General features: G+C 70.9%; 1 protein-coding gene. It reads right to left on the bottom strand.

Going from position 1 to position 16,202, the window contains the following annotated elements; translation table 11 throughout:
• Positions 1–43 precede the first annotated feature (43 nt).
• Complete coding sequence (locus SVTN_RS32200) at positions 44–16,144, bottom strand: non-ribosomal peptide synthetase (protein ID WP_078908586.1); 16,101 nt, start codon at positions 16,142–16,144, stop codon at positions 44–46.
• Between the last annotated feature and the right edge of the window lie 58 nt (positions 16,145–16,202).

The raw sequence follows: 16,202 nt of genomic DNA, 5'->3' as shown, positions 1-16,202 counted from the left end.
CTCGGGAACCACGGCCGACGCCGCGCAGACGACAACGGAATCATCAGTGGTCCTCCTGCTTGCGCATCGGCCGCAGAGTGGGCCTGGCCGTGCTCTGGGTCTCGTTCTGACCGGCGAGCCAGCCGGCGAGCCTTTCCGGCGTCCGTGCCTCGAACACCGCCCGGATCGGCAGTTCGGCCCGGAGTGACTCCCGCACCTCACTGACCAGCCGGGTCGCCAGCAGGGAGTGGCCACCCAAAGCGAAGAAGTCGTCCTCCACGCCGACCCGGTCGAGCCCCAGGACCTGGGCGAACGCCTGGCACAGCAGCTCCTCCTGCGCCGTGGCCGGTGCCCGGCCCGCGCCGGCGGCGTACTCGGGGGCGGGCAGGGCCTTGCGGTCCACCTTGCCGTTGACGGTCAGCGGCAGCGCGTCCAGCACCACCACCGCCGACGGAACCATGTAGGACGGCAACCGCCCAGCCACGAACTCGCGGACGGTGGTGGCCAGTTCGGTGCTGTCGCCGTCCCCGACGACGTACGCGACCAGGCGCTTGTCACCCGGCACGTCCTCACGTGCGATCACCGTGGCCTGCGCCACCTGCGGGTGCCCGGCCACCACCGACTCCACCTCGGCCGGCTCCACCCGGAACCCACGGATCTTCACCTGCTCATCCACACGCCCCGCGAACACCAGCCGGCCGTCCGCCGACCACTTCACACGGTCACCCGTGCGATACAACCGACCACCCACCGCACCGAACGGATCCGCCACGAACCGCTCACCCGTCAGCCCCGGACGGTTCAGATAACCACGCGCCAACCCCGCACCCGCGACATACAACTCACCCGCCACACCCACCGGCACCGGAACCAAGCACTCGTCCAGCACATACACCCGGGTACCGTCCAACGGCCCACCGATCGGCAGCACCTCACCCAGCACCTCCGGCGAACCCACCTCGTACTGGGTGGCACACAGCGTCACCTCCGTCGGCCCGTACAGGTGCCGCACCACCACACCCGCACTGGCCTCCAGCACACGCCGCACCGCCCCCACCGGCACCACATCACCACCGGTCAACACCTCACGCACACCCGCGAAACACCCCGGATCCTGCTCCGCGACCACCCGGAACAGCCCCGCCGTCACATGCACGTGCGACACCGCACAGTCGACCAGCAGCTTCCGCAGCACCACCGCATCCACCGCACCCGCCGGCGCCACCACCACCGCCGCACCCGACAGCAACGCCACCCACACCTCGTACGAAGAGGCATCGAAGGCATGCGGAGCCTGGAACAACACCCGGTCCCCCGACCCCACACCCCAGTGCGAAGCCGACACCAACTCCACCAGATCCCGCTGCGTGGTCACCACACCCTTGGGCACACCCGTCGAACCCGAGGTGTACATCACATACACCGGACACTCCAGACCCACCCCGACGCCGGTCACCCGCGCCGACCCGGCCGGCAGCCGCTCACCGTCGACCACCAGCACCGGCACCTCCACCGACCCCGGCACCCGCGAAGCGGCATCCCGCGTGGTCAGCACACACACCGGCGCCGCGTCATCCAGCACATAGGCGATCCGCTCCGACGGAGACTCCACATCCACCGGCAGATACGCACCACCCGCCTTCACCACCGCCAGCAACGCCACCAGCAGCTCCACCGAGCGGTCCATCACCACACCCACCAGCGACTCCGCGCCGACCCCGTGATCCCGCAACACACCCGCCAACGCGGCAGCCCGCACATCCAACTCCGCGTACGACAGCTCGATGCCCTCGGCCACCACCGCCACCGCATCCGGCGTCCGCGCCACCTGCCCGGCGAACACCTCCGCCACCGACAGCACAGGAGCAGCAACACCCGTGTCGTTCCAGCCGGTCAGCAGCCGCTCCCGCTCCGCCTCACCGAGGACGCCGACCTCTCCCAGCCGCGTCTGCTCCGGGGCATCCTCCAGGGCCGCGACCAGATTGCGCAGGCAGGTGTGCAACAGCGACCCCACCTGCTGCGGGTCGATCGAAGCCACCGCGTCGACGGTCAGGCCGAACCTCGTCTGATCGTCGTCGACGGCAATGCTCAGGGGGTAGTTGGTCAGGTCCCGCGTGGAGAGCACGCCGACGCCCTCGAAGCCGGAGTCGAAGTTCCGCGCGGCGGCCTGATTGTGCCGGTAGTTGAAGATCGAGGTGAACAGCGGGCTGCCGCCCGTCATCCCGCTCGCCTGCTGCGCCAGCGAAAGCGGCGCGTGCTCGTGCACCAGCAGCCCCGCCAACTGGTGCCGCATCCCGGACAGCGCCCCGCCCACGCTCTGTCCGTCCAACCGCACGCGCACCGGCAGCGTGTTGAGGAACAGACCCGGCACCCGATCGGCACCTGCCCCGGAGTTCATCCGGCCGAACAGCACCGTGCCGAACACCACGTCGTCACGGCCGCTGACCACACCCAGCACCCGCGCCCACGCCAGGTGGAAGACGGTGGCCGCACTGACGCCCTCGCGTCGCGCCACCTCACGAAGGCGGCAGGACAGTTCATCGTCCACCACGAGGCGTGCCTGGTGGGTGGTACTGCCGTCGCCGTACGCGTCCAGCACACCGAACGGCGCCGTCGTCTCGGTGACGTCCCCGAGCACCTCCGCGAAGTACCGCTCGTGCTCCTCGCGCGGGACGCCCAGGCGGGCCTGCGCCACGAAGTCGCGGAACGGCAGCGGCTCCGGCAACGCGTCGCCCCGACCGGACATGAACGCCCGAAGCTCCCCGAACAGCACGTCCACCGAGGTGTGGTCCTGCACCAGGTGGTGGGTTCGCAGCAGTGCCAGCCAGCGGTCACCGCCGGGCTCCGCCGCGATGTGGACCGTCATCAGGGGCGCCCGGGTCAGATCCATCCACGATCCGCCGACGGCTGCCAGCTGCTCCACCGGGTCGGGGCCCTGCGGGTCCAGCACGACCTCCTGGACCGGCAGCTCCACCCGACGCGACACCACCTGCACCGGCTCGCGCAGCCCCTCCCACACGAACGCCGTGCGGTACACGTCATGCCGGTCGATCACCCACTGCAGCGCCTCCAGGAACGCGTCCACCCGCTCCCGCGAGTCGAATCCCAGCACCGACGGCCGCATGTAGACATCCGCCTCGGCGCCCTGATCCGCCATCAGGTGGTGGAAGAGCATGCCCTCCTGGAGCGGGGCCAGCGGGTAGACGTCGGCCACATTGGCCGCACCGCCCTCGACCGTGGCCACGATCCGCTCGATCTCGGTGGCGTCCAATTCCACCAGGGGCAGCATCTCCGGCGTGATCTCCCGCGCGTCGACGGGAATGGTGTTCGCCGGCACCACGACCCCCTCGGAGGCCTGTGCGGCTGCCAGCCCGGCCACCGTCGGCGTCTCGAAAAGCGCCCGCACCGCCACGGACACACCCCGCACTCGCAGACGTTCCACCAGGGCCACCGCCAGCAGCGAATGGCCGCCCAGCGTGAAGAAGTCGTCATCGACCCCGACCGCCGGCAAGCCGAGGACCTCGGCGAACGCCTCGCAGAGGATCTCCTCCCGCACACTGGCCGGCGCACGGCCCCCACCCGTCGTGTGCTGCGGAACGGGCAGGGCCTTGCGGTCCAGCTTGCCGTTGACCGTCACCGGCAGCGCGTCCAGCACCACCACCGCCGACGGAACCATGTAGGACGGCAACCGCTCACCCGCGAACTCCCGCAGCAGGGACACGAGTTCGTCCGACGGCGTGTCCGAGCCGGCCGGAACGGCGTACGCCACCAGGCGGATGTCACCCGGGACGTCCTCGCGAGCGACAACCGCGACCTGGGCCACGGCAGGGTGGGCGGCCAGGACGGCCTGGACCTCGCCGGGCTCGATCCGGAAGCCGCGGATCTTCACCTGCTCGTCCGCACGGCCCAGATACACCAGCTGACCGTCGGCGTTCCAGCGGACCCGGTCACCCGTGCGGTACATCCTCCCGCTCTCGGCGAACGGGCAGGCCACGAACCGCTCCGCGGTCAGACCGGCACGCCCCACATACCCGCGCGCCAGCTGCACACCCTCCAGGTACAACTCACCCTCGGCACCCACCGGCACCGGGGACAGCGAAGCGTCCAGCACGTACACCCGGGTGTTGGCCACCGGCCCACCGATCGGCACCACCGCACCGTCGCCGACGGCACAGCGCGCGGCCGTGACGTCGACGGACGCCTCCGTGGGCCCATACAGGTTGAACAGCGGTACGCCGTCCAGCAGTTCGAGGAACCGGTCCCGCAACGGCGCCGGCAGCGCCTCACCACTGCAGAACACCGCCCGCAGCCCCGTGCAGTCGGCGGCCGCCGGCTCGCGCAGGAACGTCTCCAGCATCGACGGCACGAAGTGCGTCACCGTGATGTCCTGACGCTGGATCAACTCGGCCAGGTAGGCGGGCTCCCGGTGCCCACCCGGACGGGCGAGCACCAGCGCCGCGCCCTGCACCAGCGGCCAGAAGAACTCCCACACGCTGACGTCGAACCCGAACGGCGTCTTCTGCAGCACCCGGTCCCCGGCCGACAGCCCGGACAGCTCCTGCATCCACGCCAGACGGTTCACGATCCCCGCATGCGGCACCGCAACGCCCTTCGGACGCCCGGTGGAGCCCGACGTGAAGATCACGTACGCCGGATGCGCAGGCAGGACCCCCACCACGGGAGCCTGCGCCGACAGACCCGCCAGCTCCGCGACCACCGCGGGATCGTCCACTGCGACCCGGGCCACGCCATCCGGCACCACCCCGGTCAGGGCGGTGGTGCCGAGCACGCACACCGGCCCGGCATCGGCGAGGACGGCCTCGATACGGCCGGCCGGATACTCCGGATCCACCGGCAGGTACGCGCCACCGGCCTTCAGCACCGCCAGCAGCGACACCACCAGCTCCACGCCGCGCTCCATCAGCACCGCGACCACCGACTCCGGGCCCACACCACGCCCGATCAGCAACCGCGCCAGCCGGTTCGCCCGCGCGTCCAGCTCCGCGTACGACACCTCGACGCCCTCGAAGGCCAGCGCCACCGCATCCGGCGTCCGCGCCACCTGCCCGGCGAACAGCTCCGGCAGCGTCGACGGCTCGACCTCGACCGCCGTGTCGTTCCACTCCTCGACCACCAGTCGGCGCTCATCCGCACCCAGCACGTCGAGCGCCGCGAACCGCGCCTGCGGATCCTCCTCCAACGCGGTCACGAGCTGGAGGAGGCAGGTGTGCAGCATCGTGCCCACCTGCTCCGCATCGGCCGGCGCCACCGCGTCGATGGTCAGGCTGAACCCGTTCCCGTCGTCATCGACATTCGCGACCAGGGGGTAGTTGGTGCGCCCTTCGGCGGCAAGGATCCGCACTTCCTCCAACCCGGTGCCCAGACCCGTGCCGAGCTCCGTCGCACCGCCGCGGCCGTTGCGGTAGTTGAAGAGGGCGGTGAACAGCGGGCTGCCGCCCGCCACACCGCTCGCCTGCTGCGCGAGCACCAGCGGCGCGTGCTCGTGCACCAGCAGCTCGGCCAACTGCTGCCGCATCCCGGCCAGCGCCTCGCCCACGGCGGAGGTGCCGACCCGCACCCGCACCGGGAGCGTGTTGAGGCACGGACCCTGGAGCCGGTCGGCACCCGCCCCGGCGTTCATCCGGCCGAACAGCACCGTGCCGAACACCACGTCCTCACGACCGCTCACCGCGGCCAGCACCCGCGCCCACGCCAGGTGGAACACCGTCGCCGGACTCACGGCCATCCGGCGCGCGATCGCCCGCAGTCGAAGCGTGAGCTCAGCCTCCACCGAGGAACGCACCGATACTGCGGTCGTGCCGTCTCCGTGCACGTCCAGCAGGCCGAACGGGGCGGTGGTCTCGGTGACGTCGCCCAGCAGCCCGGCGAAGTACCGCTCGTGCTCCTCGCGCGGCACACCGAGGCGGGCCTGGACGACGAAGTCGCGGAACGGCAGCCCCTTGGACAGCGACTCGCCCCGCCCCGTCAAGAAGGCACGCACCTCCCCCAGCAGCGCGTCCGTCGTCGTGTCGTCCCTCACCAGGTGGTGGACGCGCAGCAGGGCCAGCCAGCCGTCGCCATTCGGTTCGGCGGCGATGTGCACGTCCATCAGCGGGGCACGGTCCAGTTCCATCCAGGCGCCGCCGATGGACAGCAACTGCTCCGCCGCGTCCGCACCCTGCGGGTCCAGCACGACTTCCCGGACCGGCAGTTCGGCGTGTCGGGCCACGACCTGGACCGGCTCGCGCAGGCCCTCCCACACGATCGCCGTGCGGTACACGTCGTGCCGGTCGATCACCCGCTGCAGCGCGTTCAGGAACGAGTCGAGCCGCGTGCGGGAGTCGAACCCGAGCACCGTCGGCCCGGCATACACATCCCGCTCGCCCTCACGCCCGGCCTTCATCAGGTGGTGGAAGAGGATGCCCTCCTGGAGCGGGGCCAGCGGGTAGACGTCCGCGACGTTCGCAGCACCACCGGGCACCTTCGCCACGATCAACTCGAGCTCGGCCTCGGTCAGCTCCACCAGCGGCAGCATCTCCGGGGTGATCTCCGTGGCGTCCTCGGGGATGAGGTTCGCCGGCACCACCACCCGCTCCGAACCCGCCTCGACCGCCAAGCCCGCCGGGGTCGACGTCTGGAACAACGCCTTCACCGACACCGAGACCCCACGCGCCCGCAGCATCTCCACCAACGACACCGCCAACAGCGAATGCCCACCCAGCGCGAAGAAATCGTCATCGACGCCGACGCTCTCCACCCCGAGGACCTCGGCGAACGCCTCGCACAGGATCTCCTCCTGCACCGATGCCGGCCCACGACCCGACACCCCGCCCACCGACGCGAAGTCCGGCGCGGGCAGCGCCTTGCGGTCCAACTTCCCGTTGCCCGTCAGCGGCAGGGCGTCCAACACCACCACAGCGGAGGGCACCATGTGCTCCGGCAACCGGGCGGCGACGAAGGTCCGCACCCCGTCCGCGAGCGTGTCGTCCACATCCTCCGGGTCGTCCGCGACCACATAGGCGATCAGACGCTTGTCCCCCGGAGTGTCCTCGCGGGCGATCACGGCCGCCTGGGCGATCAGCGGGTGAGCCGTCAGGGCACTGGCCACCTCACCCGGCTCGATCCGGAAACCACGGATCTTCACCTGCTCGTCCGCACGACCCGCGAACACGATCTCGCCGTCGCCCGACCACTTCGCGCGGTCACCCGTGCGGTACAGCCGGCCACCCGCCGGCCCGTACGGGTCGGCGACGAACCGCTCCGCGGTCAAGCCAGGACGGCGCACATAGCCGCGCGCCAGCTGCGCGCCCGCCACATACAGCTCGCCCTCCACACCCACCGGCACCGGGTCGAGGCGCTCGTCCAGCACGTAGAAGCGGGTGTTGGCCACCGGCGAACCCACCGGCACCACCCCACCCGACGTCAGACGGGTGGTCGCCACGCCGATCGTGGTCTCCGTCGGACCGTAATGGTTGAACACAGCCCGCTCGCCTGCGGCGGCCAGGAGTTCATCGACCCACCCCGGCGAGGCGGCCTCACCACCCAGCACCACGGACCGGCCCGGCAGCACCCGCTCCAGACCGCCCACCGCACCCAGCGCCGCCAGGTGCGAGGGCACCACCTTCAAGAAGTCGATCCCGTGCTCGGCCAGGTAGTCGCCCACCAGGCGCGGATCGGTGACCGCCTCCTCGTCCAGGACGTGCAGCTCACCACCCGACAGCAGGCTCGCGAACAGCACCGTGTTCCCCAGGTCGGTCGCCTGCGCCTGCAGCAACGCATACTTGCCGCCCTCGAAACCGACCCGGGCCGGCACCGAGGAGACGTAGTTCGCCAGGCCCCCGTGCGTAACGGCCACGCCCTTCGGACGACCCGTCGAGCCGGAGGTGTAGATCACATACGCCAGCGACCGCGGATCCACCGCCACGCCAGGCGAGGTGGTCGGCGCCGCCGCCAACTGCATCGCCGTCAACGTGCCGTCCACCGCCACCAGACGCACACCCACCGACGGCAGGTCCTCCAGCACCTCATCGGTGGTCAGCACCAACTGCGCCCGCGAATCCTTCACCGTGAACGCGACCCGCTCCGCCGGCTGGGACACGTCGACCGGCAGATACCCGGCCCCCGCCTTCCACACCGCCAGAATCCCCGCGATCATCTCCACACCACGGGGCAACGCCAACCCCACCACCGACTCCGGACCAACACCCTGGCCGACCAGATAGTGGGCAAGGCGGTTGGCCCGCGCATCCAACTCCGCGTACGACACCGACACGCCATCGGACACCACGGCCACCGCATCCGGCGTCCGCGCCACCTGCGCCTCGAACACCTGCGGAACCATCGACCCGGATCCGGCCGCAGTGGTGTCGTTCCACTCCGACAGCACCCGGCGACGCTCATCCGCGCCCAGCACATCCACCGCGTCGACCCGGGCCCGCGGGTCATCGGCCATCGCCGTCAGCACCCGCACCAGAGAGCCCGCGACCCGACCCGCGACACCTTCATCGAACAGATCCGCCGCCGCCGTCAGCATGCCCCGGATCCCCGCCGGCGCGCCCTGCGCACCGAACGCCTCACCCACGATCACATCAAGGTCGAACTTCGCCATCGCCCGACCCAACAACAGCGGTTCAGCCCCCAGGCCAGGCAGGTCCAGCGCACCGCCATCCGCTACCAGGCCGGTGTTCTGAAGGGTCAGGACGACCTGGAACAGCGGGTGCCGGGCCAGCGAACGCGCCGGCGCCAACTCCTCCACCAGCTTCTCGAACGGCACATCCTGGTTCTCCAGCGCGCTCAACCCCGTCTCGCGCACCCGCCCGAGAACCTCCTCGAACGTCGGGTCCCCCGACAGATCCGTCCGTACGACAACGGTGTTGACGAAGCACCCGACCAGATCGTTCAGCGCCTCATCCGTACGCCCGGCGATCGCCGAACCGATCGGGATGTCGGCCCCCGCGCCCAGTCGGCTGAGCGTCACCGCAACAGCCGCCTGCAGCACCATGAACATGGTCACCCCACGCTCGCGCGCCAACTCCACCAGACGCCCGTGCAGTTCGGCCGGAACATCCAGCTCCACGGTGTGGGCGCGGTGCGAAGCAACCGCCGGACGCGGCCGGTCGAACGGCAGCGGCAGCTCCTCCGGAGCCCCTGCCAACGCCTCACGCCAGTACTCCACCTGCCGCGACAACACACTCGACGGATCCTGCTCGTCGCCCAGCAACTCCCGCTGCCACAAGGCGAAATCCGCATACTGCACCGGCAGCGACTCCCACACCGGAGCCACGCCACCCAACCGCGCCGCATACGCCGCCGACAGATCCCGCACCAGCGGAGCACTCGACCAGCCGTCCATGGCGATGTGGTGCGACAGCAGCACCAGCACATGATCGACCGAACTCACCGTGAACAGCGTCGCCCGCAGCGGAATCTCGGACGAGAAGTCGAACGCATACCGGCCCGCCTCGGCCAGTGCGTCCTCCAGCCCCTCCGACGCCACCTCGACCGCCGAGAGCTCGAACCCGCACTCCTCCACACCGAGAACCCGCTGGTACGGCTCGCCATCGACTGCCGGGAACACCGTCCGCAGCACCTCGTGCCGTCCGATGACATCCCGCAGCGCCTCCGCGAGGGCCTCCCGGTCCACCTCCCCGGACAAGCGCAGAGCCATCGGAGTGTTGTAGGTCGCGCTCGCACCCTCCAACTCGCCGAGGAACCACAAACGGCGCTGCGCGAACGACAGCCGCACCCGCTCCGGACGCTCCGTCGCACGCAGTGCCAACCGGCCCTCGCGGGCCTGCCCGAGCCGTCCCGCCAGACTCGCCGGCGTCGGCGCCTCGAACAGCTCACGGACCGCCAACTCCACACCCAGCACCGAACGGATCCGACTCAGCAGCCGCATCGCCAGCAACGAGTGTCCACCCAGCGTGAAGAAGTCGTCATCGACACCGACCCGGTCGAGCCCCAGGACCTGGGCGAACGCCTGGCACAGCAGCTCCTCCTGCACCGTGGCCGGTGCCCGGCCCGCGCCGGCGGCGTACTCGGGGGCCGGCAGCGCCTTGCGGTCCACCTTGCCGTTCACCGTCAGCGGCAGCTTCTCCAGCACCACCACCGCCGACGGAACCATGTAGGACGGCAACCGCTCACCCGCGAACTCCCGCAGACTGGCGATGAGTTCATCCGCACCGGCGTCGACGTCGGCCGGAACCGCGTACGCCACCAGGCGCTTGTCGCCCGGCACGTCCTCACGGACCAGCACCACGGCCTGCTCCAGGCCCGGGTGTGCGGCCAGGACGGCCTGCACCTCACCCGGCTCGATCCGGAAACCGCGGATCTTCACCTGCTCGTCCGCACGACCCGCGAACACCAGCTCGCCGTCGCCCGACCACTTCGCCCGGTCACCCGTGCGGTACAGCCGGCCACCCGGCACCCCGAACGGCGACGCCACGAACCGCTCGGCCGTCAGCCCCGCACGGCCCAGGTACCCCCGCGCCAACTGCCCACCCGCGACATACATCTCACCCGTCACGCCCACCGGAACCGGCCGCAGGAACTCGTCCAGCACGTACACGCCCAGACCCGGAATACCGCGCCCGATCACGCTGCCCGACCCGCCCTCACCCGAGGACAGCTCGCGGAACGTCACATGCACCGTGGTCTCGGTGATGCCATACATGTTCACCAACCGCGGACCACCGTCACCGTGACGCCCCCACCAGCCGCTCAGCCGGTCCGGATCCAGCGCCTCGCCACCGAACACCACCGCACGCACCGACGCCACCGCCTCGGGCCGCTGCTCCTCCACGGCCGCCAACTGGTAGAACGCCGACGGCGTCTGGCTCAGCACCGTCACCCGCTCGCGCTCGATCAGCGCCAGGAACTCCTGCGGCGACCGCGACACCCCATGCGGGACCACCACCACCCGACCGCCGTGCAGCAGCGCACCCCACAACTCCCACACCGAGAAGTCGAACGCGAACGAGTGGAAGCACGACCACACGTCGTCCGCCCCGAACCCGCCGAACAGCGGCCCGGTCTGCGCGAACAACCCGGTCACGTTGCCATGCGTCACCACCACGCCCTTGGGCCGACCCGTCGACCCGGAGGTGTAGATCACATACGCCGGATGCCCCGGCGACACCACACCCTCCACCGCCGCGTCATCGAGCGCCGCCAACTCCTCCACCACCGACGGCTCGTCCAACGCCGCCACCTCGACACCGAACCCACCCAGCCGACCGGCCAGTTCAGTCGAGGTCAGCACCAGGCGCGCGCCCGCATCACCCAGCGTGTACCCGATCCGCTCATCCGGGTACGCCGGATCGACCGGCAGATACGCGCCCCCTGCCTTCACCACCGCCAGCAGCGACACCACCAGCTCCACGCCGCGCTCCATCAGCACCGCGACCACCGACTCCGGGCCCACACCCCGGCCGATCAGCAGCCGCGCCAGCCGGTTCGCCCGCGCGTCCAGCTCCGCGTACGACAGCTCGACGCCCTCGAAGACCAGCGCCACCGCATCCGGCGTCCGCGCCGCCTGCGCCGCGAACAGCTCCGGCAGCGTCGACGACGCCACCTCGACCGCCGTGTCGTTCCACTCCTCCAGGAGCAGGCGACGCTCATCCGCGCCCATCACATCCACGGCGCTCAACCGCGTCCCCGGCTGCGCCGTCACCGTCTCCAGAACCTGGAGCAGCCGGCCCGCGATCCGCCGCACGGTCTGCGCATCGAACAGGTCCGCCGCCGCCAGGAGCACACCCCGCAAGCCGGCCGGCGCACCGTCGGCGTCGAACGCCTCGCTCAGGTTCAGGTCCAGGTCGAACTTGCCGTGCACCAGGCCGGTCGGCACCCGGTCGGCGCGCAGACCGGGCAGCTCCAGCCGTGCCGACTCCGTGTTCTGCAGGGTGAGCACGACCTGGAACAGCGGGTGGCGTGCCATCGACCGGGCCGGCGAGAGCTCCTCGACCAGCTTCTCGAACGGCACGTCCTGGTGCGCGAACGCCCCCAGGCTGGTCTCCCGGACCCGCTCCAGCACCTCGTCGAAGGTCGGGTCACCGGACAGGTCGGTCCGCACCACCAACGTGTTGACGAAGAACCCGACCAGGTCGTTCAGCGCCTCGTCGGTGCGCCCGGCGACCGGCGACCCGATCGGGATGTCCGCGCCCGCGCCGATCCGGTTCAGGGTGACCGCCAACGCCGCCTGCAGCACCATGAACAGGGTCACCCCCCGCTCACGCGCCACCTCCAGCACCCGCGCATGCAGCTCGGCCGGGGCATCCAGCAGGGCCTCGTGCCCACGGTACGAGGCGACCGCCGGGCGCCGGCGGTCGGTCGGCAGCTCCAGCTCCTCCGGCGCCCCCGCCAACGCCTCGCGCCAGTACGCCACCTGCCCCGAGATCACGCTCTGCGGATCGTTCTCGTCGCCGAGCAACTCCCGCTGCCACAGCGCGTAATCCGCGTACTGCACCGGCAGCGGCTCCCACACCGGCGCCGCACCGCCCAGCCGTGCCGCGTACGCCGCCGACACATCCCGCAGCATCGGTCCCGTCGACCAACCATCACCCGCGATGTGGTGCACCAGCACCACCAGCACATGCTCCTGCGGCGCCACCGCGAACAGCGTCGCCCGCAGCGGGATCTCCGCCGACAGGTCGAACGCGTAACCCGAGGCCTCGGCCACCGCCGCATCCAGCTCCTGCGGGGCCACCTCGACCACCGACAGCTCGAACCCGCACGCCTCCACCGACAGGACACGCTGATACGGCTCACCGTCCACCGCCGGCAGGACCGTGCGCAGCGCCTCGTGCCGCCCGATCACGTCCTTGAACGCGGCCGCCAGTGCCTGCTGGTCCAACTCTCCGCTCAGTCGCAGCGCCACCGCGGCGTTGTAGGCGACGCTCGGACCCTCCAGCTGCCCCAGGAACCACAGGCGGCGCTGTGCGAACGACAGCGGCACCCGATCCGGCCGTTCCGCCGGCACCAGCGCCGCACGTCCTTCGGTGACCGCCGATTCGGCCAGCCAGGCCGCGACCCCGGCCGGCGACGGCATCTCGAAGAACACCTGGATCGGCAACTCGACGTTCAGGACCGTCCGGATCCGGCTGATCAGCCGGATCGCCAGCAGCGAGTGGCCGCCCAGAGCGAAGAAGTCGTCGTCGACGCCGACCCTCTCCATCCCCAGCACCTGCGCGAACACACCGCAGAGGATCTCCTCGTGCACCGTCGCCGGACCCCGGCCGACGGCCTTGGCGGTGGAGGACAGATAGTCCGGAGCAGGCAGGCCGGCGCGGTTCAGCTTGCCGTTGGCCGTCAGCGGCAGCTCGTCCAGCACCACCACCGCGGAGGGCACCAGGTACCCCGGCAGCCGCTCGGCCAGGAACACGAACACGAGCTCACTCAGTCGCGCGGCGTCAGCCGTCTGCGCGGCGGCGGGAACGACGTAGGCGACCAGGCGCTTGTCGCCCGGGAAGTCCTCGCGGACGACGACGGCGGCCTGTGCCACCGACTCGTGCGCGGCCAGCACCGCCTGCACCTCACCCGGCTCCACCCGGAAGCCGCGGATCTTCACCTGCTCGTCCGTACGGCCCAGGTGCACCAGTTCGCCGTCGGTGGTCCACCGCACCAGGTCGCCCGTCGCGTACATCCGCTCGCCGGCCGGGCCGAACGGGCAGGCCACGAACCGCTGCGCGGTCAGACCGGCACGACCCACATACCCGCGCGCCACCTGCGGACCGGCCACGTACAGCTCACCCACCGCACCGACCGGAACGGGGCTCAGCGACCCGTCCAGCACGTAGGCACGGGTGTTGGCCACCGGCACCCCGAGCGGCACCACGCCCGCGTCGACCGGCTTCCGGTCGAGTCGGCCGGCTACCACGCCGATGGTCGTCTCAGTGGGCCCATAGTGGTTGAACACACCACGGTCACCGGCCACTTCGAGCAGTCCGGCGACCAGCTTCGGCGACGCCGCCTCGCCGCCCAGCACCAGCGCCCCGGCCGGCATCAGGGCGGCCAGGCCGGCTGCCGCGCCCAGCGCCGCCAGGTGCGAGGGCACCACCTTCACGAAGTCGATGCGGTTCTCCGCCAGGTACTGGGCCACGGCTGACGGATCGGTCACCGCGCCCTCCTGCAGGACGTGCAGTTCACCGCCGGTCGTCAGGCTCGCGAACACCACGGTGTTACCGAGGTCCGTCACCGTGGGCTGCAGCAGCGCATACCTACCGCCCGGCGTACCGAAGCCGACGTGTCCCGGCACCGAGGCCACGTAGTTCGCGAGCCCGCGGTGCGTCACAGCCACGCCCTTGGGCTTGCCGGTCGAGCCGGAGGTGTAGATCACGTAGGCCAACTGGTCGGCCGTCACGTCGAGTTCCGGCGCAGCGGTGGGTCGTGCGATCAACTCGGTCAGCACCGTCGGGTCGTCCAGGGCGATCGTGCGCACACCCTGGGCTGCCAGCTCCCCGATCAGCGCCGCTTCGCCCAGCACGTGCCCGGCCCCGCTGTCGGCCAGCAGCCGGCCGAGCCGCTCCGCCGGGTACGCCGGGTCCAGCGGCAGGTACGCCGCCCCCGCCTTCCACACCGCCAGGATCGCCTCGATCGCCTGCAGGCCGCGCGGCAGGCACAGACCGACCAGGGACTCCGCACCGACGCCCTGGGCAAGGAGGTGGTGCGCCAAACGATTGGCTCGCTCGTCCAGTTCGGCGTAGCACACCGCCGCGCCGTCGGCCACCACGGCAACCGCCTGCGGCGTCGCGGCCACCTGGGCCGCGAACCGCTGCGGTACCGGCAGGGCCTCGCCGGGTACCACGGTGTCGTTCCAGGTCTCCAGCACCAGCCGTCGCTCAGCCGGGTCGAGCAGGTCGGCGGTGCTGACCGAGGCGGTGGCCGGAGCACTGCTGAGCCAGTCCAGCACGGCCAGGAACCGGCGGCTCACCGACGACGCCGCTTCGGCGTCGTGGTGCTCGCGGTTCATCTCGATGAGGGTCTGCACGCCGCCCTCGGCCGCCTTGCCCGCCTTGCCGAACACGTCGATCTTCAGGCCTTCGGCAGGCCCGCTGGAGAGGGCGGTCCAGGTGATCGCGCAGTCGCCGAACCCGATCTGGCGGTCGGCCACCATGACGTCGACGATCATGTCGTACAGCGGGGTGCCGCCGACCCGCTTCAGGTCCCTGAGCAGGTCCGGGTACTGGTAGCGCTGGTGACGCAGACCGCTGTGGACCGCTCGCTGCGTCTGCCGCGCGAGCTCCTCGACGGACGTGCCCGGGCGGACCCTGAGCCTGATCGGCATGATGTTCGACGTCATGCCGGGGATGCCCACCTCGCGCATGCTCGTGCGGCCGCTGGCCGACACTCCGAGCACGACGTCCTGCGCCCCGGTGGACCGGTGCTGGTAGACGGCCGACGCGGCGATCACCAAACCGGCGAAGCTGACCCGAAGCCGCTTCGCGGCAGCCCGCAGCCGAGCGGTCGCGTCGACTCCGAGATCCTGCTGGTGGGTCACCGGCCGGCCGGCGAGGCGCCGCCCCTGCGGCCCCTCGGACGCCGTCTCCTCCTCATGGTCCGAGAACGTCTCCAGCCAGAACCGCCGGTCCCGGTCACGCTCCTGCGAATCCCGGTAGACCTCGTCGGTCTCGATCAGCTCGGACACCGACCGCAGAGCACTCTCGGCCGGATCCCCACCCGCCCGAAGCACCTCGTACACCTGGGACAGCCGCTCAGCGAACTGCGACAGACCATTGCCGTCGAGAACGATGTGGTGAGCACGCTGGTACCACAGGAAGCGATCCGGCCCGAGCACGAAGAACGCATGCCCCGACAGCGCCCCGCCCACCAGCTCCACCGGCGTGTCCAGATCGGCCTGGATCCACTCCTGCGCCACCGCACGCGGATCAGCCTCCCCCCGGAGATCCGCCACGTGAACCGGAACCTCCCCGGCCTCCCCCAGGAACTGCCGCGGCGTCCCGTCCTCCACGCACAGGCGCAGACGGAAAGCCTCCGCCTCCTGCACCGTGCGGCGCAGCGCGCGCACGAAGAGATCCGCGTCGAGTTCGCCGTGGATCTCCGTGCAGTCACCGATGTTGTACGCCGGATTGTCAGGCGCGAGCTGCTGCGCGTACCAGACCCCCAGCTGGCCGGACATCAGATCCCACGGACCCTGTGCGGAGGCACCCATTCTCGTATCCCTCAATCGATCGACACACTCTGGAAGAACAAAGGCAGGACGCTGAACC

The organism is Streptomyces vietnamensis (genome assembly GCF_000830005.1).
Classification (GTDB): domain Bacteria; phylum Actinomycetota; class Actinomycetes; order Streptomycetales; family Streptomycetaceae; genus Streptomyces; species Streptomyces vietnamensis.
This window is presented reverse-complemented; position numbering and strand designations above follow the sequence as displayed.